A 25,533-nucleotide genomic window follows, 5' to 3' on the forward strand; every position below is an offset into this window, starting at 1 on the left:
AAGTAGGGTTTTTATAACGGTGGAGTATTTCTTTTCAAATTACGAGGCAGTTTTTTTGCCCGTCGCTCTAAAGCGCGCTGATCTTTTTTGTATTTGTCACACCACTGCGAGATTTGACAGATTTCACACCGAGGCTTGCGCGCGACACAGACATAGCGTCCATGCAAGATCAGCCAGTGATGGGCGTAAAGCATAAACTCGGCAGGAATGTGTTTTTCTAATCCCTTTTCGACCGCCAGAACGGTTTTGCCAGGCGCGAGTCCCGTACGGTTTGATACCCGAAAAATGTGCGTATCCACCGCAATTGTTGGCTCACCAAAAGCGACGTTTAAAACCACATTGGCGGTTTTTCGGCCCACACCCGGTAGGGCTTCCAATGAAGCACGGTCACGTGGGACTTCGCCTTGATGTTGATCGATCAGGATCTGACAGGTTTGAATAACGTGTTTTGCTTTTGTGCGATATAAGCCGATGGTACGAATATAGGATTCGACGCCTTCAACGCCGAGCGCTAGCATTTTTTCTGGGGTGCCGTGATCACGGAATAAATCTTCTGTCGCCAGATTCACCGAACGATCCGTGGCCTGCGCGGACAATAAAACTGCAATAAGCAGCTGAAAGCTGTCTGCATAATTCAGCTCTGTTTCTGGATGCGGATTGTTTTCACGAAACAGCTCGAAGATTTTCTGTCGGTTTTCTCGGTTCATGGCTTTTAGAAAAAACGTGAGGCCGCAAGTGGCCAAAGTTAAGGCTTAGCTTTTTGCAGCCAAACGTTGCTGGCGCGCTTTAGCTAGGGCGGCGGCGATGACATCGGCTTTGCTGGCGGGTTCGCCTGAAGGTGTGCTCAGATGCTTGGTGACTTCAGGGGCTTTGAGTGCTTGTTCACTTTGTTGCTCGCGTCGTGTTTTCAGGCGCTGGTGGCGTATACGTGAAATTTGTGCTCTTTCAGGTGACCATTGTAGTTGTGGATCAGTGACCGGCACCATCTCAATACAATCGACCGGACAGGGGGCAACGCACAGTTCACAACCTGTACACCAGTCTGGCAAAATGGTATGCATGCGCTTATTGGCACCGACGATGGCATCGACTGGACAGGCTTTAATACACAACGCACAGCCAATACAGTGAGACTCATCAATCACGGCAACCATGAGGGGTTTGGTTTGTCCACACTCGGGATTTAACGGCTTAACCGGCGCACCCACAAGCGCAGACAAAGCCCGAATGGTTTCATCACCACCGGGCGGGCAGCGATTGATGTCAGCTTCACCTTGCGCAATGGCTTGTGCATAGGGTAAACAGCCGTCATAACCGCACTGCGTGCATTGTGTCTGAGGCAGTAAGGCATCAATGGTCTGAGCGTTAAGCGGCTTAGTCATCGCAACTTAGAACACTTACCAGTAGTTCTCAACGGCGAGGTTACCGAGATTGCCGCGTCGGCCCGCTGCAAATCCTTTCTCAGACAACATTTTTCTGACCTCGGTCACCATCTCTGGATTGCCGCACAACATGACGCATGATTTTTCAGGGTCAAGTGAGTGGCCCGCTGCTTTTTCAAGTGTGCCGTTTTCAATGGCTGTCGTGATGCGACTGCTAGCCACCGATTGGTTAGGTGCCGGCCATGGTTGGCGCGAAGTCACGGGCAAATAAATCAGGGTGCCTGAATGGTTTTCTGTGGCATTGGTCTGGTATTGTGCAATCTCTTCACGGTAGGCTAGTTCGTCGCTGGTGCGGACGCCATGGACCAGAATGACAGTTCCAAATTTATCCCATGTTTCCTGATCGCTGAGCATGGGTAAATAGGCTGATAGACCGGTTCCTGTTCCTAATAACCAAAGGGTATTGCTGTACCCAAAACGCTCTAGCGTCAGAAATCCAAAAGGATTGCGTTCAATCCAGAGTGGATCACCGGGTTGGAGTGCAGCGAGTCTCGGACTGAATTCACCTTCTGGGACAGTCACACTGTAGAACTCGAGCTCAGATTGTTGATCAGGATGTGTGACCATCGAATAGGCACGCCAGATCTCCGGCGTATCGCTTTCGTCTGAGGTCGGCAATCCAATCCGAGCAAACTGCCCCGGACGAAACTGAAAACCTTCAGGTCGTGTGACACGCACAGAACATAAGCTTGGATGATCCCACGTACGAACCTCAAGGATGGTCTGTCGTGTGTACTTCTCGGTTGAGTCAGTTGATTCTTGGCTCAAAAGAAAATCCTCGTTTGATTTAACGCTCCATATACTTCAGCTTATCGGCCACACCGTTCCACTCATCGGCGTCCGGTAACGGATCTTTCGCGCGACTGAGGGTCGGGTATAACGGGCTGAGTTCAGCGTTGATTTCAATAAATTTCACCTGATCCGCGGGCAAATCCTCTTCAGCGAAGATGGCGTTTGCTGGACATTCAGGGATGCAGACGGCACAGTCGATGCACTCATCGGGATCGATTACCAAAAAGTTCGGTCCCTCTTTGAAGCAATCGACAGGGCAGACGTCCACACAATCGGTAAATTTGCATTTAATGCAGTTTTCTGTAACAACGTGAGTCATAGTCGTATTCGATGAAAATTGCCACTAATGTGGCGACGGTTTGACTTAAACCACTCGGCTACATGCGACCACTGAGCCGAACTCAAAAAGTCGGGCTAGATTGGGTCAGCACAGTAACCACTTGATTGAATTTTAACGGATATAGCTGCTGCGGCATCAGGAATACCCTGAAGATCATGGCGCTATAGGGACGATAGGGTAAAAATACCCAATGGGGTCCTTCGTGCCTAAATGCTAAAGGATAGCCCAGTCTGAGGCGTTGTCGCTCAATTTCGCTGGCTTTGCTATCAAGAATTGGTGACTTCTGCCATAATGCTAAAAATTATTTGAGATTTGTTTTGATGATGACTTCGCTTCTGGATACGGACCTCTACAAGTTCACGATGATGCAACTGGTTCTACATCATTATCCAGGTGCGCATGTTCGCTATCAGTTTTATTGTCGTACACCAGAGGCTGATTTTAGAGGTTTGGAAACACAAATTGACTCGGGTGTGCGAGCGCTTAGTCAGTTGCGTTTTAGCGAGGCGGAACTCACGTATTTACGCTCACTGCCTTATTTGAGTGAAGACTTTGTTAGCTTTTTGACATCGTTTCAATTGCCTGAGCAAGCTGTGCAGCTTGAGGTCTGTGAGCAAACGGGTCAATTAAAGCTGCAGATTCAAGGGTTGTGGTGGCAGACGATTTTGTTTGAAGTGCCTGTGCTGGCACTGATCAATGAGATTTATTTTGCGCGCAAACGAAGCCAGGCGGATTTGGACACTGGCCGCATTCGTCTTCAGAAAAAGATCGAGGCTATTCAAGCGGCGCAAGATCTGACGGGTTTTCGTTTAGTTGAATATGGCACACGGCGTCGATATAGCGGCGCATGGCAAGATGAAGTCGTCTCGACGCTTAAAGCACAGCTGGGTCTGAAGTTGGCCGGCACAAGCAATGTACTGCTCGCAAAACGTCATCAGTTAAAGCCTATTGGCACCATGGGGCATGAGTATTTACAGGCTTGCCAAGTCTTGGGCACTGGGCCTGTGCAATCACAACGCTTTGCGCTGGATTTGTGGGCACGCGAGTTTCGTGGCGAGGTGTCGATTGCTTTGACGGATTTATATACGCTGACACCGTTTTTGCGCGATTTTGATCGCTACTTTTGTAAGTTGTACGATGGCGTGCGCCACGACTCGGGTGATCCACTCGTGTGGGCCGAACGAATGCTTGCGCACTACCATCAGCACCGGATTGATGCGAAACAGAAAACTTTTGTGTTTTCTGATGGTCTGACTATTCAACGCGCGTTAGAAATCGAACGTTATATCGATGGGCGGGCGGGGACGTTTTATGGCATCGGGACACAACTGACCAATGACGTGGGGCATGAGCCACTACAAATTGTCATCAAAATGACACATTGTGAAGGTTATCCTGTGGCCAAATTGTCTGAGAATCCGGCTAAAGCCGTTTGTGAAGATCCGCATTATTTGGCCTACCTTAGACAGAGTCTGGCAGTCTGATTCGTCTGAAAGGGATTGGCTTGGGCTATCCTAGCGACTTAGTTGTAGGCATGTGTTGCGAATGCGTGTTTTTGGAGAGAGGACAAGATGGTCTCAGATGTGAGTCAATGGCCAGAGCAGACATTATTAGATGCATGGATGCAAGGCTTACCTGAACAAGGTCGGGCAGATGTGGCCAAGGCCGTGCAATGGGTGCAGACTCACTATGTGGCAAACGTCACACTTTCAGGGGAGCCTTTACTTGATCATGTGTCTGGTGCGGCTCAGACCTTGGCGACCCTCAACACCGATGCCGCCACACGCGTGGCTGCAATTCTAATGTGCGTGCCACCCCATCAGGGACAGACACTAGATCCAATTCAGAAGCAATTTGGCCCCGATGTTATGAAATTGATGCAGGGCACGAGAGCCCTGCTCAAACTGCGCGAATTAACTTTAAAGATCACGCGCCAGAAAGACAATTCTGAGAGCCGTGCAGATCAAAAAGAGATGCTGCGCAAAATGCTCCTAGCAATGGCTGCTGATTTGCGTATTGTGTTGATTCGCTTGGCTTCCCGATTGCAAACTTTGCGTTGGGCAGCTCGTACGAAAGCACCTTGTGATCCTGCCTTGGTGCGCGAAACACTGGATTTGTATGCGCCATTAGCGAACCGCCTTGGAATCTGGCAGCTGAAATGGGAAATGGAAGACCTCGCGTTTCGCTTTTTAGAGCCAGAACGTTATCGAGACATTGCGCGCCGACTAGAAGCGACTCGTGGTGAGCGTGAAGCATTTATCGAAGAGACGGTTGCCCGCATGAAAAACCTCATGCAAGAGGCAGGCATTGATGCCAGGATTTACGGTCGACCTAAGCATATTTACAGCATCTGGAACAAGATGCGCAATAAAGAAGTGGATTTCAGTCGTTTGTATGACTTGCGAGCGTTACGTGTCATCGTGCCCGAAGAGCGTGACTGCTATGGTGTTTTGAGTATTGTGCACAGTCATTGGCATCCGATTACAGAAGAGTTTGACGATTACATTGCTAGACCCAAACCCAATGGTTACCGTTCTTTGCATACCGTGGTTGAAGACGAGTCGGGCCGTGCCTTTGAAATCCAGATCCGTACCCAAGCGATGCATGAGTTTGCTGAGTATGGGATGGCGGCTCACTGGCGTTATAAAGAATCTGGAACCAGAGGAGGGCAAACCACAGCAGGCGATGCCTATTCACGTCAGCTCGCTTGGATGCGTCAGCTTGTGCAATGGCAAACAGATGCGGATCGAGAAACGGGTGCAGAAGTCCAGTCGGACGCAACGAGCACAGTCTCTGATCGTATCTATGTTCTATCGCCACATGCACGGGTGATTGAACTGCCACGTGGGGCGACTCCCGTTGATTTTGCGTATTACCTCCATACAGACTTAGGACATCGTTGCCGGGGTGCCAAGGTGGAAGGACAGATGGTCCCGCTCAATACGCCATTGGAAACGGGACAAACGGTTGAAATTATGACCACCAAAGCGGGTGGTCCGTCGCGTGACTGGCTAAACCCGCAGTTGGGTTATCTGGTCAGTCCGAGATCCAGAGCCAAAGTCCGTTCCTGGTTTAATGCGGTTGAGTTACAGCAACGTATTGTGCAAGGGCATACGTTGGTGGACAAAGAACTTGCACGTCTGGGTAAAACGGCTGTTAATCACGAGCAATTGTCACAAAAACTTGGATTCGCACGCGCCGATGACCTGTATGTGGCCGTTGCTAAAGATGATTTCAGTCTTAAGAATATTGAAACGGCTGTTAAGCCAGCGACCCCGGAGTCAACAGAAAAAGACGACAATCTCCTTGAGCAAGTGATGCGTCAACCCCCCAAAGAGCGTGCTGTTAGTGAGTCTGGTGTCTTGGTGCAGGGGGTCGGTTCTTTACTGACGCAACTGGCTCGTTGCTGTCGCCCAGCACCGCCGGATCCGATTGGCGGCTTTGTCACCCGTGGGCGGGGTGTATCTATTCATCGTCAGAACTGCCCAAGTTTTCAGCAGCTGTTGCAAACGCAGCCGCAACGGGTGATTGATGTTAGTTGGGATACCTATAGTGGAGCCAGCTATCCGGTTGATATTGTGATTCGTGCCAAAGAGCGCACCACCTTGCTTCGCGACTTGTCTGAAGCGTTTGCCCGTTTGCGTTTGAATGTCGTGGGTGTAAATACACATAGCCGCAGTTCATTAGCGCATATGGTCTTTACGGTCGAAGTCACAGATGGTGAAGTGCTGACTAAAGCACTGGCCACTTTGAACCAAGTGCCAGGCGTGGTTGAAGCAGAAAGGCGTTAAGAGCAGTCGATTGTGGGTCTAGTTGCATCAGGCTGGTAAAATCAACGTTTTATTCTGCTGGCATGGAGGCATACGCCTTGAAACCCTATGAATTTCCAGATGCGGCGGGCCACTTTGGTCCTTATGGTGGCGTCTATGTTGCTGAAACATTGATGCAAGCACTTGCGCAGTTGCAAGAAGCTTATGACAAATACCATCAGGATCCAGAGTTCCTCGCACAATATCATTACGAGCTTAAACATTTTGTGGGACGCCCAACGCCTGTCTACTACGCAAAACGTTGGTCTGAGCAATTAGGTGGCGCACAAATTTGGTTTAAGCGCGAAGATCTGAATCATACGGGCGCCCATAAAATTAACAACAGTCTCGGACAAGCCTTGTTGGCACATCGGATGGGTAAAAAGCGCATCATTGCTGAAACCGGTGCTGGTCAACACGGTGTGGCCACGGCAACTGTCTGTGCACGCTTTGGGATGGAGTGCGTGGTGTACATGGGAAGCGAGGACGTTAAGCGTCAAGCTCCGAACGTATATCGCATGAAATTGTTGGGTGCAACCGTTGTGCCTGTTGAGGCCGGTTCTAAAACCCTCAAAGACGCCTTAAATGAAGCGTTACGTGACTGGGTCACGAACGTTGATGACACCTTTTATATTATCGGCACTGTGGCAGGCCCACATCCTTATCCGATGCTTGTGCGCAACTTTCAATCGGTGATCGGTGAAGAAGCACAGGTTCAGATGCAAGAAGCGGCCCAACGTCAACCCGATTACTTGGTGGCGAGTGTGGGTGGTGGCTCTAATGCGATGGGTCTGTTTTATCCCTACATCAACGATGAAGCGGTTAAGTTGATTGGTGTTGAGGCCGCCGGACTCGGTTTGGCAAGTGGCAAGCACGCAGCACCGCTCAATGCCGGTTTCCCGGGTGTGTTGCATGGCAACCGGACCTATGTGGTTCAGAATGAGGAAGGACAAATTCTGCCGACCCATTCAATCTCAGCCGGACTGGATTACCCAGGCGTGGGGCCTGAGCATGCTTGGTTGCATGACACTGGTCGCGCAACATACGAGACGGTGACCGATGATGAAGCCCTAGAGGCATTCCATACATGTTGCCGGATTGAAGGTATTATCCCAGCGCTGGAAAGCTCACACGCATTGGCCTATGCCAGCCGTCTGGCTAAAACGTTGCCTCAGGACAAAATCATTCTGGTGAACTTGTCAGGTCGGGGCGATAAAGACATCAATACCATCGCCAAACGTAGCGGCATCGATATCATCTAAGGAATTGAGTGATGACTGACAGACTGACTAGTACGCTGGATCAATTGCGCGCGCAAGGTCGTGCCGCATTGATTCCCTATATTCCGGCTGGAAATCCACTGGCTGATTCGACAGTGCCCTTGATGCATGCATTGGCGAAAGCGGGTTCTGATGTGATCGAGTTGGGTATTCCGTTTTCAGATCCAATGGCCGATGGTCCCGTGATTCAGAAAGCTGCAGAGCACGCGATTGCGCAAGGAATCGGCTTGTCCAAAGTGCTTGAGATTGTGGCTCAGTTCCGTGAGCAAGATCAGACGACGCCGGTTGTTTTAATGGGCTATGCGAATCCGATTGAACGCATGGGACAGCAAACATTTGTTGATCGGGCGCATGCAGCTGGTATTGATGGCATTCTCGTCGTGGATTATCCACCTGAAGAAATTATGAGCTTTTCTGCTATGCTGGAGAAGGTCAATATTGCACCGATCTTTCTGCTTGCACCGACCTCAACCGAGGATCGCATGAAGACTGTCGATCAGCTGGCACGTGGTTATGTTTACTATGTGTCTTTACGGGGTGTGACGGGTGCGGGTCACTTGGATGTGGAAGATGTGGCACAACAAGTCGCCAGAATTCGACAGCATGTGTCTATCCCCGTTGGGGTGGGTTTTGGGATTAGCGACGCACAAAGTGCGGCGCGAATTGCTGAGGTTGCCGATGCTGTTGTCATTGGTAGCAAATTAATCACTGTGATGCAGCAAGCTTGGGAAGGGCTACCTGTTGAGAAACAGACTGAAGCCGCCATTCAAGCTGGCCATGATTGGTTGGCAGGGATTCGTCAGGCGATGGATCAGGTAGTTAAATCACAGGCTGGGGATCAAACATGAGTTGGTTAGAAAAAATTCTGCCGCCACGAATTAATAAAGGCACAGATGCAGGAGGTAAACGTGTTCCGGAAGGTTTGTGGGCCAAATGCCCTTCTTGCGAAACTGTGCTTTATAACGAAGACTTGGCGGTCAATTTCCATGTCTGCCCTAAATGTGATCACCATCTTCGGATTGGTGCGCGAGCCCGAGTTGCGGCTTTGCTCGATCCAGAAGGGCAGGTTGAAATTGGACAGAATACGCGTTCACAGGATCCGTTGAAATTTAGAGATTCACGCAAGTACACCGATCGACTTCAAGAGGCCGTGAAACAAACAGGCGAAACAGAAGCTTTGATCGCGATGAGCGGCTCCATTCATGGTGTTGCATGTGTGCTGACTGTCTTTGATTTTGATTTTCTGGGTGGTTCGATGGGTTCTGTTGTGGGTGAGCGTTTTGTGCGAGCCGTGCAGCATGCGATGGCGCATCACACCCCCTTTATTTGTGTGACCGCCTCGGGTGGTGCCCGAATGCAAGAAAGTCTGTTCTCTTTGTTTCAGATGGCTAAAACAAATGCTGCGCTATCAGAGCTGTCCAATCAAGGTTTGCCCTTTATCAGCATTTTGACTGATCCCACCATGGGTGGTGTTTCGGCAAGTTTTGCGTTTGTTGGTGATGTGGTCATTGCTGAACCAAAAGCGTTGATTGGATTTGCAGGGCCTCGAGTCATTGAGCAAACGGTGCGTGAAAAACTCCCAGAAGGCTTCCAGCGTGCGGAGTTTCTGCTAGAGAAGGGTGCCGTGGATATGGTGGTCGATCGTCGCCAAATGCGCAATGAACTTGCTCAAATTATGGGAATCTTTATGAATCAGACGGTGGATCTTCAAGCTTGATTCACTGTTCTTTGATTGAAGTTTTGATCAAATAAAAAACCGGCGAAACGCCGGTTTTTTATTGGTCCACGATCTCAGAAAACAATCGTGCTATCGATGATAAAAGTCCCACTTAAATTGAGTTAAGTCGAACTTTCACGCATCGATATCAGCGGATTAAGCTGAAGTCCGTGTTTCAACCTGCGTTAAGCTCACTTGTGTAACAGGTGGTTGAATACGGGGTGCACGACCTAAAGTTGGTGCGCGATATGGCACTTTGGATGCTGCTGCCACACGTTGTGGATCACTCTCAACCCACTTAAGGCCGATTTCTTGCACTAACGTATGTAATGCTTGACGATCTGTTTTAATGACAGAGTCAGACGCAGTTCCATTGGTTGAAGCGGACACGGTCACTTGCGTTGTTTCAGTGGTTTGCGTTTCAACACTGGCCAAGGCTTGCGACGTTTCTGCAGATGTGCTTTCAACAGATTCAGACGTTTCAGTTTTCACTTGAGTTGTCGCTTGCGCTTCAACGGCTGATACGGCTTGCGTATCACCTGTTTCGATCTGTGTCAGACGTGGCTGTGGTTCAGTCGCTTCTTGTGTCGGAGCAGCCGCTTGAACGGCAGGTGTCTCGGGGGTACTTTCCACCGAACTGACCGCAACCGGTGCTGCTTGGGCAGCAGGTACAACTTGTGCTGACACTTCAGTTGTGACAGTTGCCTCGCTAGCAACCGTTTCTACCGATTCAGGTTCAGCTGTGACTGCAGCGGTTTCAACAGGTGCAGGTTTCTCTGTGGCTGGTTCTGCGACAGGTGCCGGAGCAGGCTTATCGGCCTCTGGCGCAGCAGTTTGAACTGGTGCAGCAGGAGCCTGTGCAGGTTGCTCAGGCTGTGCCACTTGAGGCTTCGACTCAACAGGTTGCGTTGGTGAGGATTCTGCAGATGATTCAACGGTTGCTGTTGCTGAACTTGTTTCTTGCAGGTTGTTGGTCGTGTTTTCTGTAGCCGTATTGTTGTTTGAGCGTCTGCCTCGTCTGCCACGACGGCGTGATGACGATGTGCGCTCAGTTGTGCCGTTTTCTCGCGACTCGGTCGACTCTACACCGGGTTGCTCGGCAGCTGACTGATTTAATTCAGCAGCAGCCTGATCGGCGACAGGAATAAAGGCCGGTTGTGTTGTTTGGGCCTGTTGCTGCGCGTTACGAGACTGTCTGGAAGGACGTGCTGTGGTTTGTGCCTCAGTCGCGGTTGCTTCGTTGACACTGGTGTCTGTTTGTTGCGCCGCATTCTGTTGCAGATTGTTTTGTGACTTATTCGAACTGCGACGACCACGACGGGTGCGGCTGCTGCGAGTCCGTGTTTCACCACTTTCATCTGTTGCCTGAGCGGCTTTATTCTCAGGTGTCGTGCGGCTGTTGCCTCTGTCTTGTGTATCGCTGGCAGCATCTGCTTTACGACGATTTTGAGTGCTCTGGCGTGACGGACGGCGATTACGCTGCTGACCATCGGCTGATTTGCCTTGTGAGGTGCGTTTAGCGCCACTGCGTGCACCGCCTTTGTGGCGGGTGTCTTTGTCAGTTTTTTCAGGGGCGGCTTCTTCTGATCCAAACACTTTGCATAGCCATTGTTTGATGGTGGCAAACAAACCAAGTGAAGCGCCCGCATTGCTGGCTGCTTTCGTCGCAGCCGGTTTTTGTGTGGCAGGTGGTGCAGGTTGTGAGGGTGTGGTCGCTTTGACCAGTGCCTCAGGTTTGGGCTTAATTTCGTGCGTGCGTGGTGACCAAGTTTCATCGGTCGACGGTGCTTGAATTAATTCATAACTGGAAGCCAGCTGCTCAAGACGAGGATCGTCGTGACGTAACCGCTCAATAATATGATGCGGTGTCTCAAGGTGCTTGTTTGGGATCAACAGTAAGTTGATTTTGAGGCGAGCTTCAATTTTTGCAATGTCGCTGCGTTTTTCATTGAGCAAGAAAGTGGCAACATCCACAGGCACTTGTGCATGCACGGCTGCTGTGTTGTCTTTCATGGCTTCTTCTTGCAACAAGCGCAGCACATGTAAGGCGCTGGACTCGGCATCACGGATGACGCCTGTGCCCGTGCATCGTGGGCAAGTGACGTGTGAGCCTTCATTCAGTGCGGGTCGCAAACGCTGACGTGAGAGCTCCATCAGACCAAATTTGGAGATCTTACCCATTTGTACACGGGCACGATCAACGTGCAAAGCTTCACGCAAGCGGTTTTCAACGGCACGCTGGTTCTTGTTGTCATCCATGTCAATAAAGTCAATGACAATCAAGCCGCCCAGATCTCGCAAACGTAATTGGCGGGCTGCTTCTTCAGCAGCTTCTAGGTTTGTACGTAATGCCGTTTCTTCGATGTCTGATCCGCGTGTAGCGCGTGCAGAGTTCACATCAATAGAGACCAGCGCTTCGGTGTGGTCAAGCACAATGGAACCACCAGAAGGCAGGTGCACATGACGGGAATATGCGGTTTCGATTTGATGTTCGATTTGGAATCGAGAAAAGAGCGGAATGTCATCCTGATAGCGTTTGACACGTTGGACGTTGTCCGGCATGACCACGCTCATGAAAGCGGTTGCCTGATCGGCAATATCATTGGTGTCAATCAGAATCTCACCAATGTCAGGTGAGTAGTAATCGCGAATCGCGCGGATGACTAAGCTGGATTCGAGGTAAATCAGAATGGGTGCCACGTTGGCGCTAGCAGCACTATCAATGGCACTCCAGAGTTGTTGCAAATAAGACAGGTCCCATTGCAATTCTTCGACGGAACGGCCAATCCCTGCTGTACGGGCAATGATGCTCATTCCTTGAGGGATATTGAGTTGATCGATGGCTTCACGCAGTTCTTGGCGTTCCTCACCTTCCACGCGTCGTGAAACACCGCCACCACGAGGATTGTTGGGCATGAGGACTAAATAGCGGCCTGCCAATGAGATGAATGTGGTTAAGGCGGCGCCTTTGTTGCCGCGTTCTTCCTTATCAACTTGAACAATCAGTTCTTGCCCTTCAGTCAGGGCTTCCTGAATACGGGCAGAGCGGACATCAACGCCTTCTTTAAAGTAGGCCTTTGCCACTTCTTTAAAGGGCAGAAAACCGTGACGCTCTTCGCCATAGTTCACAAAGCAGGCTTCTAGGCCTGGTTCAATCCGGGTGATGACACCCTTGTAGATATTGCCTTTGCGCTGTTCTTTACCCGCAGATTCAATATCAAGATCAATGAGCTTTTGCCCATCAACAATAGCAACGCGCAGTTCTTCTTGATGCGTTGCGTTGAACAACATTCGTTTCATTCGAAATCTCCATCAGATTGCAGCGGCATAAAAAATGCCGCGCAGCCCAGGAGACCGTTGAAATCGGCTTTCCAACGAACTCAGGCCTGGTTGTTTATTTCAACCAAGCCATTGTATTAGTTCACAAGTCGCATGGCACATACCGTTTTTGAGTCATCAATGCCATGTGGATACAGTCGGTCACAATTCAACTACAGTCTAAGTCCGCAAAATTTATAAAGTAAGCCCCAGTCAATGCGTGATCGCTTGCCTGGTGGCAGAAATATCGACAGTTTTCTTGTAAGTCATTCGTTTCAGCCGAGCTGGGACTTCTGGTCTCCAGCCAACGGTCACCCTCGATCCGGCGAAGCTGGCGGTACAATCGATGCCAGGACGGAGACACGTGATTTTTAAGCGTCGTCTCAACGTCATTCGCATTCCTGATCTTTTAAGGCTGACTGAATTATATGCCTGTTTTGAATAAGCGCAAAGACCATTCACCAAATCGAGGACAGACAGCCGCGGTACGTCTGGTCGAAGTGACGGCTGCCCATGAAGGTCAGCGACTGGATAATTTCCTAATGCGACTCTGTAAAGGGGTTCCTAAGAGCCATGTATACAAGTCTGTGCGCATGGGTTCAGTCCGTGTGAACCGTGGTCGTACGAACGTCAGTTACCGTTTGGAAATTGGCGATGTCGTGCGTATTCCACCGTTTCGGATTGCCCAGACTACGCAAGCTCCTGTGCCGGCTCGGGTTTATCCGATCGTGTACGAGGACGATGCCCTGATCGTGATTGACAAACCCGCGGGTGTTGCTGTGCACGGAGGTAGCGGTGTGTCGTTCGGTGTGATCGAATCATTACGGGCTGCACACCCTGAGTGGAAATATCTCGAATTGGTTCATCGACTTGATCGAGATACTTCGGGTTTATTGATTTTGGCCAAGCAGCGTCGTGCGTTAGTGCGTATGCATGCGATGATGAGAGAAGGCGACATTGAAAAGCATTATGCAGCACTGGTTTGCGGTCGGGTGCTAAACGATCGTCAGCATTTGCGTGCGCCGTTATTGCGCTGGCTGACGGTCAGCGGTGAGCGTCGTGTGCGGGTGGATCAGGAAGGCATGCACGCACATACGATCATGACATGTGTGCAGCGTTATGCTTCATATAGCTGGGTTGATGCCCAGTTGATGACGGGTCGAACCCACCAGATTAGGGTACACATGGCGCATGAAGGGCATCCGATTGTGGGTGATGACAAGTATGGTGATGAAGGCGTGAATCAGCAATTTGCGCAGCTTGGGTTTAAACGGATGTTTTTACATGCTTCGCATTTGACGTTTCTGCATCCATTAACGCAAGAGAAACTGGAGTTGCATGCGCCGTTGCCACCTGCTTGTGAGCAGGCTTTAAAAATAGCGGAGGGTTTGTGAGTCAGTATCAATTGGTTGTGTTTGATTGGGACGGCACGTTGATGGACTCCACAGCGGACATCACGCGGGCAATTCAGGCGGCGAGTGCAGATCTCGGACTGCCTGTGCCGAGTGATGAGCAAGCGAGCTGGGTGATTGGTTTGTCCTTAAAACAGGCACTAAAGCATGCGGTGCCTGATCTGCGTGAATCGGATGTGAAAAAGTTCATCGAGCGTTATCAGCATCATTTTTTCCGTAAAGACCCTGAAATGACCCTCTTTGATGGGGTTATTCCGATGTTGGAAGCTCTAGCGAATCAAAATGTGTTGTTGGCCGTTGCGACTGGCAAGAGTCGTCGTGGGCTTGATCGTGCATTAGCGCGTGGTGATCTTGGGCATTGGTTCGCAACGACACGATGTGCCGATGAAACTGCTGGAAAGCCACACCCAGCGATGTTGTTTGAAATTCTGAATGAGTTAGGACTGAAGGCTGAGTCTGCTGTGATGGTGGGTGATACTTCACATGACTTGACGATGGCAGCTAATGCCAGCATGGCCGGGTTGGGTGTAACTTACGGTGCACATCCTGAAAGTGAACTCAACCAGATTTCGAATGTCGGACTTGTGACAAGTTTGCCGGAATTGCAGACATGGTTATTGGAACGTAGCGGCTCATAACGATCTGTGATCGACATCGCCGCTCATGGGGATGTATATGAGAAATCGTTGGAATGAACCCTTGGGAAGTGAGATTACGTCCAAGACGGTCTGGCGACAGCGTCGTCAGTTGTTGAGCGCTGGTGCGTTATTGGGTTTAGGTTTGACGGGGGCGACGCGACCTGGCTTTGCATCGGCTAATACGCCCGAATCTTCTGATTTGCGTTTGGATGCCACATTGAATCCAACGTTTTCTGTCATGGATGCCTTAACGCCCGAGCGAGTGGTGACGGGTTATAACAATTTCTATGAGTTTGGTACTTCAAAATCAGACCCAGCGCGCTATGCATCTGCAATGCAAACAGATCCGTGGTCTGTGCGCGTTGAGGGTGAGGTTCTGAAGCCTAAAACCTTTGCTTTAGAAGATTTGCTCAAGCTATCGGGCATGCAAGAACGTATTTACCGTTTGCGCTGTGTTGAAGGCTGGTCGATGGTGATTCCTTGGATTGGGTATCCCTTGTCTGATCTTCTGAAACAGGTAGAACCAACTGGCAATGCGAAATATGTAGAATTTGTCACGGACATGCAACCTAAGGCAATGCCTGGATTGAAATCCAGAATTCTGAATTGGCCTTATCGTGAAGGTTTGCGTTTAGATGAGGCGATGAATCCACTGACATTGCTTACCTTTGGGTTGTATGGTGAGGTGTTGCCTAATCAAAACGGTGCGCCTGTGCGACTGGTGGTACCTTGGAAATATGGCTTTAAATCAGCCAAATCCATTGTGACAATTCGATTGACAGAAAAGCAGCCTGTGTCTAGCTGGGAAGAGGTTGCACCGCATGAGTACGGGTTTTATGCCAATGTGAATCCCGAAGTGAGCCATCCTCGGTGGAGTCAGGCACGGGAGCGTCGATTGGGCAATGACAGTGTGTTCGGACCATCACCGCGCGCAACACTCATGTTTAATGGGTATGCGGATCAGGTCGCGAGCCTATATTCGGGTCTGGATCTCAGAAAAAACTATTAGGTTGTTTGAAATGGCTTTGCTTCGAAGGACCTGTTTGTGAAGCTATCTGTTTACACGGTTGACCGTCTTCGCCCATGGTTGAGAATCGTCTGGGCGCTGCCCGCTTTGCGTTGGCTTTATTTGGGTTGGACAGATGGTCTGGGTTTAAATGCGCCGGAGTTTCTGATTCATTCCAGTGGCACTTGGACGATGGTGGCCTTATTGCTGACCTTGAGCATCTCACCGCTCAGAGTGATTTTGCGCCAACCCGCATTGCTTCGATTACGCCGAGATCTGGGTCTAACGACATTTATTTATGCGAGTTTGCACGCTTTTGGTTGGGCAGTATTTGAACATGGTCTGAGCCTGTCCTGGATGCTGGAGGATGTGGTTAAACGACCGTTTGTGACGTTTGGGGCGCTGACTTGGCTGTTGATGCTGCCGCTTGCGCTGACGTCCAACCGTTGGGCTATGCGACGTCTGGGGTCGCGCTGGCAAGCATTACATCGTCTCGTGTATGTGCTGGCCATTACCGCAGTGATTCATATCTGGCTTCATAAATCGGGTAAGCTCGATTTTACGCAGGTTCAGGTATATGGAACGCTGGTTGCGGTGCTTTTAGGTTGGCGCGTTGTGAGGTATGCTCAGCGCAAAACTTAAGCTTGAAACAGGAATAGGGTGGGTGCACGAGACAGGTCAGGCCATTGGGTTTGTTTCCATTGTGCAATTGTCTGCGTTTTAATCCATTCTGTTTCACTGGTCAGTGCGCTTGCCACGCAAAGTCGAGTCTGAGGGCTGAGTGCTTCGGTCAGCGCTTTAATCATGGCTGCGTTTCGATAAGGTGTTTCAATCAGGATTTGTGTTTGCGTTTGTTGACGAGATTGCTGTTCCCAGCGTCGCAAGGTTTTAATACGCGCATCAGGTTGAATAGGTGCATAACCGTGAAACACAAACCGTTGACCATCTAAGCCACTAGCCATAAGTCCCAGCAAAATTGAAGAAGGTCCAACCCATGGTCGTACACGCGCATTCATTTGATGAGCCAGTGTGACAACCCGTGAGCCGGGATCTGCCACGGCTGGACAACCGGCTTCAGACACTAAGCCGATATCGATTCCATCTTTGAGAGGTGCAAGCCATTCCCGAATGGCGCTGTCGGTGGTTTTGTTGCTTAGGGTTTCAATGTGGATACTTTGCAACGCATGTTCAAGTGGCATTTTGTTTAAAAAACCACGCGCGGTTTTTGCGTTCTCAGCGATGTAATGCGTCAGTTGTGCTGCGGTCTGGATTGCGCCGGCAGGTAACCACTGGTCTGCATGAGTATCGGAAAGACCGACGGGGATGAGATGCAAAGTGCCTTTCATAACGACAAGCCTCAAAAAGAATAGGCAAGCATAGTACGCGATGTTTGTGCTGACAAGAATGCGATTTAAGGTTCAGATGGCATTTCGATATCTGTGATGGTGGAGTGGGACGAGATGTGTTCCAGGGGGTTGAGTCCAATCCGGCTTAGCATGTCTGTGAGCGCGATTAAGGGTAAGCCAATGATGGCACTCGGATCATTGCTCTCTAACGAAGCTAATAAAGTGATCCCCAAACCTTCAGCTTTGGCGCTGCCTGCAGTGTCATAAGGACGTTCATGTTTTAAGTAGGCCTGAATTTGTGCAGGTGTTAGAGTTCGAAACTGAGCCCGACAATCGACACATCGAATTTGTTGTGTCTGTGCACTGATAAGTGCGACAGCACTGTGAAAGACGACGGTTTGTCCAGAAAGCTGAGTCAGTTGCTCAAATGCGCGTGCATGAGTCATGGGTTTACCCAAGGGGTTGAGCTGATGATTTAAGACTTGATCGGCACCAATCACGATGCTGTCTGGAAATTGCTTGGCGATTGCTTGGGCTTTTTGAAGAGCAAGCCGTCTGGCTAATCCAGCGGGTGATTCATAGGGAAGTGCATCTTCAGAAATCTCAGGGACAACGCAGCGAAAGGGTAGACTCAGCGTCCGGAGTTGGGCTTGTCGATAGGTCGAGCTTGATGCAAGGATCAGGTCAGGCATGTCGTATTTTGTCATGGGTTTATGATGTCTCCACAAGTGCGTTGTTGTCAATCACGTTTCAGGTTAGAATAGTGGGATTTTCTCATTTCTTTGTGCTTCGATAAGCTTGATCCTCACTTAGGGAATAAGCTGGTTTGACCAATGGATCGGCGCGCGCAGGGTTGATTTTTCTCTGAAAGGAGTTATGAATGGACGCGGATTGGGGCGGTGCACGTGCATGGCGTCTGAGCTGCCAGAGCCATTGGGGAGCTCCTTCAAGATTGGATCTTTGGGCTTTTGCAAAAAACCATGAGATTTTGCGCGGCGCTTTCTCTTTGAGTTTGATGGATCGAGCGCTGGAAGGCTTTGCTGTACAGCCTCGCGTATTGACAATCGATGAGCTGCGGGAAGATGATCGCGGCGTGTTGTGGTTTGAGCTGCAGGGAAAGTCTAAGGTCGGACAGCGTGAGCGCGTTTTGCTACGTCTTCAAGCGAAGGTTGTGACAACTTGTCAGCGCTGCATGGAAGAAATGGACGTGTTGGTGTCAGAGCAGATCGAATTCGATGTGGTTACTCAAGCTCGGTTCGATGAGGCTGAACGGGAGGATGTCGATCCTGATGAGCCTGAAATGTTGGTGGGTTCACGTCAGTTTGATGTGATGGAATTGTTGGAAGATCAGTTGATCCTAGCAATTCCTTATGTGCCTAAGCACGCGACATGTTCTGAGAATATCAAGGTTTCCGAAGAGCCTGACGAGGTTGAGGATGTTCGGGAGAACCCTTTTGAGGTGTTGGCAAATCTCAAAACAAAACGCGACTAAGCCAAGATTTGAGCGAGTTTGTTCAGGTTTGGTGAGTTGCGCAAATGCGCTTAGAAACGCATTTGCACACAAGTAAAAGACTGAATGTGATCTAATTCGTGCATTCTTTTACGAAAAGCATCTTTTAATTTAAAACTGTTATGCGCGTTCAATACGCGTTTATGTAGGAGTCATCATGGCTGTTCAACAAAATAAAAAATCCCCCTCAAGACGCGGTATGCGTCGTTCGCACGATGCGCTGACAGGTGCGCCAACCGCAATTGAGCCAACTACAGGCGAATTGCACTTGCGTCACCATATCAGCCCCAATGGTTTTTACCGCGGCCGTAAAGTCCTGAAAACTAAAGCTGACGAATAAGACGGGTAACGGGAGGCGGTCCACTGTCTTTGGCAGTGCCGTTTGACGTGTGAACACTTCTATTCGAATTGCAATTGACTGCATGGGCGGGGATTTTGGGATTCCCGTAACCGTACCAGCGGCGCTGGAGTTTGCGAAAAATCACCCTGACTGTGAGCTTTTGCTCGTAGGTCTGTCTGAAGAAATCGAGGCGGCCAAATCGCAGCATGCGATTGATGGTCAGGTTCTCGCTCGCCTTGAAGTTGTACATGCGAGCGAAGTTGTCCTGATGGATGATCCGGTTGAAGTTGCTTTGCGTCGCAAGAGAGACTCTTCGATGCGTGTGACTGCTGAACTTGTGAAGTCAGGTCGTGCGCAGGCGTGTGTATCTGCAGGTAATACCGGCGCTTGGATGGCCATTAGCCGCTATGTCCTAAAAACCTTAGAAGGCATTGATCGTCCGGCCATTGCGACAGCCATGCCCAACATCAAAGGTGGTTTGACGACCATGTTAGATTTGGGTGCGAACGTGGATTGCACGGCGGATCATTTGCTGCAGTTTGGCATCATGGGATCTGCTCTGGTGCAGATGCGTGAATCCGACTTGTTGCCGACGGTTGGTCTATTAAATATTGGCTCTGAAGTCATTAAAGGCAATGATACGGTCAAATTGGCTGCTGAGTATTTACGAGCCAGTCCACTGAATTTTTATGGAAATGTCGAAGGTGATGACATTTTTATGGGTACAGTGGATGTTGTCGTTTGTGATGGGTTTGTGGGCAACGTCGTTTTGAAGTCCGTTGAAGGGCTGGCCAAGATGATGGGGCGAATGATTCAAGAAGAGTTTCATCGATCCACTGTGTCCAAGCTCTCGGGGCTGGCTGCGCGTCCCGTCTTACAACGCTTTAAGGCACGGGTTGATAACCGACAGTACAATGGGGCAGCTTTATTGGGTCTGCGGGGTGTGGTGTTTAAGAGCCATGGTTCAGCCGATGTTTTTGCCTTTGGTTGCGCGTTGGAGCGTGCGCGGCAGGCGGTTGATTCAGGTTTACTGGATCGCATCTCTTCAACGATCGCCTCATTAACCCAGATGCCAACATCCACTTCATCGGAGCAGGATTCAGAGACATGACGCAATCCAAGATTTTTTCTCGCATTATCGGAACAGGAAGCTACCTGCCCGAGAACGTTGTTACAAACGAACAGTTGGCACAAAAGCTTGGTCAACGCGGGATTGAGACATCCGATGAGTGGATTGTCAGCCGTACCGGAATTCATCAACGCCATCAGGCTTCTCCTGAAGAGACGACGAGCACTTTAGCAATACAGGCGGCTCAACGTGCACTTGAGAATGCGGGTGTTAGCGCAAAAGATCTCGATTTAATTATTTTAGCGACGTCCACACCAGATTTTATTTTTCCGAGTACAGCCTGTTTAGTGCAGTCTGCGCTGGGTAATCAGGGTGCAGCAACATTTGACGTACAAGCGGTGTGCAGTGGCTTTGTGTATGCCTTAACAACGGCTGATAGTTTTATTCGTGCGGGTCGCGCCAAAAATGCACTGGTGATCGGTGCTGAAGTCTTTACGCGGATTCTGGATTGGAATGATCGGGGAACCTGCGTGCTCTTTGGTGATGGAGCCGGGGCTGTTGTCTTGCAAGCTTCTGATCAGCCAGGTATTGAAGCCGCAAGGCTCAATGCGGATGGCAGTTTGAATCAGATTCTGAACGTGCCTGGTCAGGTGCGTGATGGGGCGGTGACAGGTGATCCGTTCCTCAGAATGGATGGACAAGCCGTTTTTAAACAAGCGGTTTCTGTGCTGGAACGTTCGGCCCGTGATACGCTTGCCGATGCAGGATTAACAACTGCTGATTTGGATTGGATGATTCCACATCAGGCGAATTTGAGAATTCTTGCGTTTTTATCTAAAAAGCTCGCCATGCCGATGGAACAAGTGATTGTGACTTTGGATCAGCATGCAAATACCTCAGCAGCCAGTGTGCCTTTGGCGCTCGATGCGGCTCGACGTGATGGTCGAATTAAGGATGGCCAGCGCGTGCTGCTGCAAGGGGTTGGTGGCGGATTTACGTGGGGCTCAGTGGTTGCAACGATGGGCTGAAAAAAAGCCCTGACTGACGATTATTCTAATTACGTAGAGACGGAACGTTTTACATGAAGAAGTTTGCATTCGTATTTCCAGGCCAAGGTTCTCAGACAGTTGGCATGATGCAAGCCTGGGAAGGCAACGCAGCCAGTGATAAGGTGTTGCGACTGGCTAATGAAGCCCTGAATGAAGATCTGACTGGACTGATTGCCAATGGTCCAGTCGAGCAGTTGAATCTGACAACCTTTACGCAACCTGCGATGTTGGCGGCCTCTGTCGCCATGTTTGAAGCTTGGCAAGCCGCTGGTGGTCCACAAGCCAGCGTGATGGCTGGCCATAGCTTGGGTGAATATGCGGCCTTGACAGCGGCGGGCGCGATGGATTTACAAGATGCCGTGCGCGCTGTTCGAGTACGCGCGGACGCCATGCAAGCAGCGGTGCCTGTTGGGACTGGCGCGATGGCGGCGATCTTGGGATTAGAAGATGATGCAGTGTTGGCGGTTTGCCAACAAAGCGCCCAATCTGAAGTGGTCGAGGCTGTGAACTTTAATGCCCCAGCACAAGTTGTGATTGCGGGCCATGTGGATGCGGTTGAGCGCGCCATGGAAGCAGCTAAGCAAGCAGGCGCAAAACGTGCAGTTCGTTTGCCAGTGTCCGCACCGTTTCACTCCAGTTTGTTGCGACCTGCAGCAGTGGTTTTACAAGACGCACTCAATAAAATTGATATTCAGGCTCCAAAAGTGTCTGTGATTCATAATGTCGATGTTCAAACTCATCAAAGTCCTGATGCAATTCGTCAGGCGCTGGTTGATCAAGCGTGGCATCCTGTGCGTTGGACACAGACGATTGAAGCCATGGCCAGTCAGGGTGTGACGCATATTGTTGAATGTGGACCTGGTAAAGTACTGTCGGGTTTGGTCAGACGTATTAATCGTGATCTGGTTGGTCTGTCCGTAAATGATCCGCAAAGCATGCAAAAAGCGATCGATGTGCTTCGAGAAGAAGCTTAAACTGGACGCTGAGCAGACAACGAAATAGGAATTGGAATGGAACTTGCTGGAAAAATTGCGCTAGTTACAGGGGCATCACGAGGTATTGGGAAAGCGATTGCCCTTGAGCTTGCACAGCGTGGTGCGACAGTTTATGGAACCGCAACCACGGAAAGTGGCGCGCAAGCGATTCAGGCCTATCTGGAGCCTTTTAAAGGTCACGGCGTGGCGCTAGATGTTAACGATGTGCCCGCTGTCGATGCTTTGATGGCAACTTTAACGAAAGAAGGTGGTCCGCATATTCTGGTGAATAATGCCGGTATTACGCGTGATAATCTGGCGATGCGTCTTAAAGACGAAGATTGGGATGCGGTAGTGCAGACCAATTTGAACAGTGTGTTCCGTTTGTGTCGCGCGGTTGTACGTCCTATGATGAAGGCGCGTGAAGGTCGTATTATTAACGTGACTTCTGTCGTGGGTTCGATTGGTAATGCTGGACAAGCCAACTATGCCGCAGCAAAGGCTGGCGTAGCCGGAATGTCTCGCGCCTTGGCTCGTGAGCTCGGAAGTCGTAATATCACGGTAAACTGCGTAGCACCTGGATTTATTGATACGGACATGACCCGTGTGCTCAGTGATGAGCAAAAACAAGGTTTAATGACCCAGATTCCGCTTGGTCGACTTGGGGAAGCAACAGACATTGCGAAAGCAGTGGCGTTTCTCGCTGGCGATCAAGCAGGTTACATTACAGGTACAACGTTACATGTCAATGGTGGCATGTACATGTCCTGATTTTTTTTGCTTAGCTATAATTCTCAAAATTTTCCCCTTTGGAGAGCATGAATGGAAAACATCGAACAGCGCGTCAAGAAAATCGTGGCTGAACAGCTTGGTGTCAACGAAGCTGAAATCAAAAGCGAATCCTCATTTCTGGATGATCTGGGTGCAGACTCCCTCGATATGGTCGAACTGGTCATGGCACTGGAAGAAGAGTTTGAATGTGAAATTCCCGATGAGGAAGCTGAAAAAATCACGAATGTGAAACAAGCTGTCGACTACATCGGAGCCAATTCTAAGTAAGTCGTCACCCTGTCTGTTATGCAAATCGTCAGGTTTGCATAAGAAACGGACAGACCTTAGCAGCCAATAGTAGGTTATTTAACAACCTGCTATTGCGCTGGTTTGTGCTGTCTTTTGAACACTCAGGAGTATCTCTTGAAACGACGAGTCGTCATTACCGGTCTTGGTATTGTGTCCCCTGTGGGCAATGATCTGAAGACTGTTTGGGACAATATCATCAATGGCCGAAGTGGCATTGATCGTATTACACGATTTGATCCCAGTGAATTGAATTCGCACATTGCGGGCGAAGTCAAAGATTTTGATGTGTCTGACTTTATTCCTAAAAAGGAAATTAAGCAGATGGACACGTTTATCCACTATGGTGTTGCCGCTGGCATGCTGGCTTGGCAAGATAGTGGGTTGGAAGTGACAGAAGAGAACGCAGACAGAATCGGTTCCATCATCGGTTCTGGTATTGGTGGTCTGCAGCGTATTGAAGAGATGCAAAAAGAGTATCTCGAGCGCGGTGCCCGGCGCATTTCTCCGTTCTTTGTGCCAGCCAGTTTGATTAACCTGGTCTCTGGTCAACTGTCAATCCGTTTGGGACTGAAAGGTCCAACCTATGCGGTGGTCTCCGCTTGCACCACGGGCTTGCACTCGATTGGCGACGCAGGTCGATTGATCGAATATGGCGATGCTGATGTGATGATTGCCGGTGGTACTGAGTCTTCAGTCACTCCGCTGGGTGTGGGTGGATTTGCAGCAATGCGTGCATTGTCCACGCGCAACGATGATCCTCAGGCCGCATCACGTCCTTGGGATATCGATCGCGATGGTTTTGTGTTGGGTGAAGGTGCTGGTGTGTTGGTGCTTGAAGAGTATGAGCATGCACGTCGCCGTGGCGCCAAAATTTATGGTGAGCTTGCCGGTTACGGAATGAGTTCAGATGCGCATCACATCACAGCGCCTGATCAGGATGGTCCACGTCGCGGTGTCGAAATGGCATTGCGCAACGGTGGCATCAACCCTGATTCGGTTCAATACGTGAATGCGCACGGCACCTCAACGCCATTGGGTGATAAGAACGAAACAGAAGCACTTAAGCTTGTGTTTGGTGAGCATGCCAAGAACTTGGTTGTGAACTCAACCAAATCGATGACAGGTCACCTATTGGGTGCAGCTGGTGGGGTCGAAGCGGTTTTTACAGCACTTGCTGTTTACAACCAGATCTCCCCACCCACGATCAACCTTCAGAATCAAGATCCTGAGTGTGATCTGGATTACTGTGCCAATGAAGCCAGAGATATGCAAATTGACGTGGCTTTGTCGAACTCATTTGGTTTCGGTGGTACAAACGGATCGATGATCGTGAAACGCGTGTGATTTTGAGAGACGATGAGGTGACTGGTTGGATCTTCGATATTGATGATCAGCTATCACGTCAGATCTCTCAGCGTATACTGCTGATGGTTCAGATGTTGGGACTGTCAGCAGTTTTAATTTCTGGCTGGTTGATGACAGAATGGTGGGTTTTTAGCCTTGCCTTGCCGATTAGCCTTGTTTTTTGGCTGTACTATCACTATTTTAAAAATCAGCCTTCAAAAAGCGTGCGATTAACGCATTTAGGCGTCTGTCACCATCATCACGGGCAAATGCCATTGTTGCTGCAAGCGATGTGGCGCTATCCATGGTGTATTGTCGTGGAGTTCTCTGAATTAACAAGCGCATCTAGGAAGCATTCGTGGTATTTAATTTTGTGGCGTCACCATTTCACACAGACCGCATGGCGTCAGCTGACGCTGGTGCTTGTATGGCTGTCTGGTCAGGAATCAGGGTATGAGTGAACGTCAGGCCGATGCTGAACTGGTAGCGCGCGTTCAGAATGGCGATAAAAAAGCGTTTGATTTACTGATCTTAAAATATCAACGCAAGATTTTGCGTCTCTTATCACGCATGATGCGCGATCAAAATGAAATTGAAGACGTCATGCAAGAGACGTTCATCAAAGCCTACCGCGCAATCCCACAGTTTCGTGGTGACAGTGCCTTTTATACCTGGCTGTATCGTATCGCAATCAACACTGCACGCAACTGGATGACAGCTCAAACTCGTCGCCCAAGTGTCCCTAATTTGTCACAAAGTGATTCAGATGAAACTTTTGACGAAATTGAGAACCTAACAGACAGTAATACGCCAGAATCTATTCTGGCGGGACAAGAAGTCGCAGCCTGCGTCAACGAAGCGATTGAGCAACTACCTGAAGAATTGCGAACAGCCATCGTGCTGCGCGAGATTGAGGGGCTGAGCTATGAGGAAATTGCGCAGACGATGGATTGTCCAATCGGAACAGTACGTTCTCGCATTTTTAGGGCGCGTGAAGCCATTGCGCAAAAATTACGACCATTGCTGCAGCAGCATGGTGATCGACGTTGGTAATCTGAAGGTGAAAT

The 25,533-nt window shown here is 49.9% G+C and carries 26 protein-coding genes; 19 read left to right on the forward strand and 7 right to left on the reverse strand.

All coding sequences use genetic code 11. The features are described from left to right. Positions 1 to 11: 11 nt before the first annotated feature. Genes nth through fdxA form a run of 4 tightly spaced genes read right to left on the reverse strand, consistent with a single transcriptional unit; the run spans position 12 to position 2,553 of the window. Complete coding sequence (gene nth / locus ACOI06_RS05680; protein WP_420661554.1) at positions 12 to 707, reverse strand: endonuclease III; 696 nt, start codon at positions 705 to 707, stop codon at positions 12 to 14. Positions 708 to 752: 45 nt separating this feature from the next. Further along, on the reverse strand, positions 753 to 1,382 hold the full coding sequence (rsxB, locus tag ACOI06_RS05685; protein WP_420661555.1) for an electron transport complex subunit RsxB: 630 nt from the start codon (positions 1,380 to 1,382) through the stop codon (positions 753 to 755). A gap of 15 nt (positions 1,383 to 1,397) precedes the next feature. Next, complete coding sequence (locus ACOI06_RS05690) at positions 1,398 to 2,210, reverse strand: ferredoxin--NADP reductase (protein WP_420661556.1); 813 nt, start codon at positions 2,208 to 2,210, stop codon at positions 1,398 to 1,400. A 19-nt stretch (positions 2,211 to 2,229) separates the two neighbouring features. Next, positions 2,230 to 2,553 (reverse strand): ferredoxin FdxA, encoded by a 324-nt coding sequence (fdxA, locus tag ACOI06_RS05695; RefSeq protein WP_420661557.1) that lies wholly within the window; start codon positions 2,551 to 2,553, stop codon positions 2,230 to 2,232. A gap of 341 nt (positions 2,554 to 2,894) precedes the next feature. Here fdxA and pncB point away from each other — a divergent pair, with 341 nt between their 5' ends. The 5 genes from pncB (at position 2,895) to accD (ending at position 9,380) form a co-directional block, all read left to right on the forward strand. Then, the gene (gene pncB, locus ACOI06_RS05700; protein WP_420661558.1) at positions 2,895 to 4,058 is read left to right on the forward strand and encodes a nicotinate phosphoribosyltransferase; all 1,164 of its coding nucleotides are present in this window, start codon (positions 2,895 to 2,897) and stop codon (positions 4,056 to 4,058) included. Between the two features lie 87 nt (positions 4,059 to 4,145). Continuing rightward, a complete protein-coding gene (locus ACOI06_RS05705) occupies positions 4,146 to 6,365 on the forward strand; it encodes a RelA/SpoT family protein (RefSeq protein WP_420661559.1) in 2,220 nt (739 codons plus the stop codon). 77 nt (positions 6,366 to 6,442) lie between these two features. Next, the gene (trpB, locus tag ACOI06_RS05710) at positions 6,443 to 7,645 is read left to right on the forward strand and encodes a tryptophan synthase subunit beta (RefSeq protein ID WP_420661560.1); all 1,203 of its coding nucleotides are present in this window, start codon (positions 6,443 to 6,445) and stop codon (positions 7,643 to 7,645) included. A gap of 11 nt (positions 7,646 to 7,656) precedes the next feature. Next, the gene (gene trpA, locus ACOI06_RS05715) at positions 7,657 to 8,511 is read left to right on the forward strand and encodes a tryptophan synthase subunit alpha (RefSeq protein WP_420661562.1); all 855 of its coding nucleotides are present in this window, start codon (positions 7,657 to 7,659) and stop codon (positions 8,509 to 8,511) included. Then, complete coding sequence (gene accD, locus ACOI06_RS05720; protein ID WP_420661563.1) at positions 8,508 to 9,380, forward strand: acetyl-CoA carboxylase, carboxyltransferase subunit beta; 873 nt, start codon at positions 8,508 to 8,510, stop codon at positions 9,378 to 9,380. Before trpA ends, accD begins: the two co-directional genes overlap by 4 nt. Positions 9,381 to 9,536: 156 nt before the next feature. Here accD and ACOI06_RS05725 read toward each other — a convergent pair whose 3' ends face one another. Next, on the reverse strand, positions 9,537 to 12,680 hold the full coding sequence (locus ACOI06_RS05725; protein WP_420661564.1) for an Rne/Rng family ribonuclease: 3,144 nt from the start codon (positions 12,678 to 12,680) through the stop codon (positions 9,537 to 9,539). A gap of 455 nt (positions 12,681 to 13,135) precedes the next feature. Between ACOI06_RS05725 and ACOI06_RS05730 the strand changes: the two genes are divergently transcribed. Genes ACOI06_RS05730 through ACOI06_RS05745 form a run of 4 tightly spaced genes read left to right on the forward strand, consistent with a single transcriptional unit; the run spans position 13,136 to position 16,396 of the window. Beyond that, a complete protein-coding gene (locus ACOI06_RS05730; RefSeq protein WP_420661654.1) occupies positions 13,136 to 14,092 on the forward strand; it encodes an RluA family pseudouridine synthase in 957 nt (318 codons plus the stop codon). After that, positions 14,089 to 14,748 carry an HAD-IA family hydrolase gene (locus ACOI06_RS05735; protein WP_420661565.1) on the forward strand — a complete coding sequence of 220 codons (660 nt, stop codon included), beginning with the start codon at positions 14,089 to 14,091 and terminating at the stop codon, positions 14,746 to 14,748. The genes ACOI06_RS05730 and ACOI06_RS05735 overlap by 4 nt, the downstream gene beginning before the upstream one ends. A gap of 37 nt (positions 14,749 to 14,785) precedes the next feature. Continuing rightward, positions 14,786 to 15,757: a protein-methionine-sulfoxide reductase catalytic subunit MsrP gene (msrP, locus tag ACOI06_RS05740; RefSeq protein ID WP_420661566.1), complete on the forward strand. Its 972-nt coding sequence runs from the start codon at positions 14,786 to 14,788 to the stop codon at positions 15,755 to 15,757. Positions 15,758 to 15,793: 36 nt separating this feature from the next. Next, complete coding sequence (locus ACOI06_RS05745) at positions 15,794 to 16,396, forward strand: sulfite oxidase heme-binding subunit YedZ (protein WP_420661567.1); 603 nt, start codon at positions 15,794 to 15,796, stop codon at positions 16,394 to 16,396. Here ACOI06_RS05745 and ACOI06_RS05750 read toward each other — a convergent pair. After that, positions 16,393 to 17,100 carry an SAM-dependent methyltransferase gene (locus ACOI06_RS05750; protein ID WP_420661568.1) on the reverse strand — a complete coding sequence of 236 codons (708 nt, stop codon included), beginning with the start codon at positions 17,098 to 17,100 and terminating at the stop codon, positions 16,393 to 16,395. The genes ACOI06_RS05745 and ACOI06_RS05750 overlap by 4 nt on opposite strands. 65 nt (positions 17,101 to 17,165) lie before the next feature. Continuing rightward, positions 17,166 to 17,807, reverse strand: a complete 642-nt coding sequence (locus ACOI06_RS05755) for a Maf family protein (protein WP_420661569.1) — start codon at positions 17,805 to 17,807, stop codon at positions 17,166 to 17,168. 173 nt (positions 17,808 to 17,980) lie between these two features. Here ACOI06_RS05755 and ACOI06_RS05760 point away from each other — a divergent pair, with 173 nt between their 5' ends. From ACOI06_RS05760 to rpoE, 10 genes are all read left to right on the forward strand, one after another. Then, positions 17,981 to 18,592, forward strand: coding sequence for a YceD family protein (locus ACOI06_RS05760; RefSeq protein ID WP_420661570.1), 612 nt, complete (start codon positions 17,981 to 17,983; stop codon positions 18,590 to 18,592). Between the two features lie 175 nt (positions 18,593 to 18,767). Further along, entirely contained in the window at positions 18,768 to 18,950 is a 183-nt protein-coding gene (gene rpmF / locus ACOI06_RS05765) for a 50S ribosomal protein L32 (RefSeq protein ID WP_420661571.1), read from the forward strand. An 82-nt stretch (positions 18,951 to 19,032) separates the two neighbouring features. Then, a complete protein-coding gene (gene plsX, locus ACOI06_RS05770) occupies positions 19,033 to 20,061 on the forward strand; it encodes a phosphate acyltransferase PlsX (RefSeq protein WP_420661655.1) in 1,029 nt (342 codons plus the stop codon). Then, positions 20,058 to 21,047 carry a beta-ketoacyl-ACP synthase III gene (locus ACOI06_RS05775; RefSeq protein WP_420661572.1) on the forward strand — a complete coding sequence of 330 codons (990 nt, stop codon included), beginning with the start codon at positions 20,058 to 20,060 and terminating at the stop codon, positions 21,045 to 21,047. The genes plsX and ACOI06_RS05775 overlap by 4 nt, the downstream gene beginning before the upstream one ends. Positions 21,048 to 21,100: 53 nt before the next feature. Beyond that, complete coding sequence (gene fabD / locus ACOI06_RS05780) at positions 21,101 to 22,042, forward strand: ACP S-malonyltransferase (protein ID WP_420661573.1); 942 nt, start codon at positions 21,101 to 21,103, stop codon at positions 22,040 to 22,042. A gap of 36 nt (positions 22,043 to 22,078) precedes the next feature. Then, positions 22,079 to 22,813, forward strand: a complete 735-nt coding sequence (gene fabG / locus ACOI06_RS05785; RefSeq protein WP_420661574.1) for a 3-oxoacyl-ACP reductase FabG — start codon at positions 22,079 to 22,081, stop codon at positions 22,811 to 22,813. A gap of 51 nt (positions 22,814 to 22,864) precedes the next feature. Continuing rightward, positions 22,865 to 23,101 (forward strand): acyl carrier protein, encoded by a 237-nt coding sequence (gene acpP / locus ACOI06_RS05790; protein ID WP_420661575.1) that lies wholly within the window; start codon positions 22,865 to 22,867, stop codon positions 23,099 to 23,101. A 135-nt stretch (positions 23,102 to 23,236) separates the two neighbouring features. Beyond that, complete coding sequence (fabF, locus tag ACOI06_RS05795) at positions 23,237 to 24,466, forward strand: beta-ketoacyl-ACP synthase II (RefSeq protein ID WP_420661576.1); 1,230 nt, start codon at positions 23,237 to 23,239, stop codon at positions 24,464 to 24,466. After that, positions 24,463 to 24,927 carry a hypothetical protein gene (locus tag ACOI06_RS05800; RefSeq protein WP_420661577.1) on the forward strand — a complete coding sequence of 155 codons (465 nt, stop codon included), beginning with the start codon at positions 24,463 to 24,465 and terminating at the stop codon, positions 24,925 to 24,927. The genes fabF and ACOI06_RS05800 overlap by 4 nt, the downstream gene beginning before the upstream one ends. Further along, positions 24,920 to 25,519: an RNA polymerase sigma factor RpoE gene (gene rpoE, locus ACOI06_RS05805; RefSeq protein WP_420661578.1), complete on the forward strand. Its 600-nt coding sequence runs from the start codon at positions 24,920 to 24,922 to the stop codon at positions 25,517 to 25,519. The genes ACOI06_RS05800 and rpoE overlap by 8 nt, the downstream gene beginning before the upstream one ends. Positions 25,520 to 25,533 lie beyond the last annotated feature (14 nt).

This window comes from Orrella sp. 11846 (assembly GCF_048820935.1).
Taxonomy (GTDB): Bacteria; Pseudomonadota; Gammaproteobacteria; order Burkholderiales; family Burkholderiaceae_B; genus Algicoccus.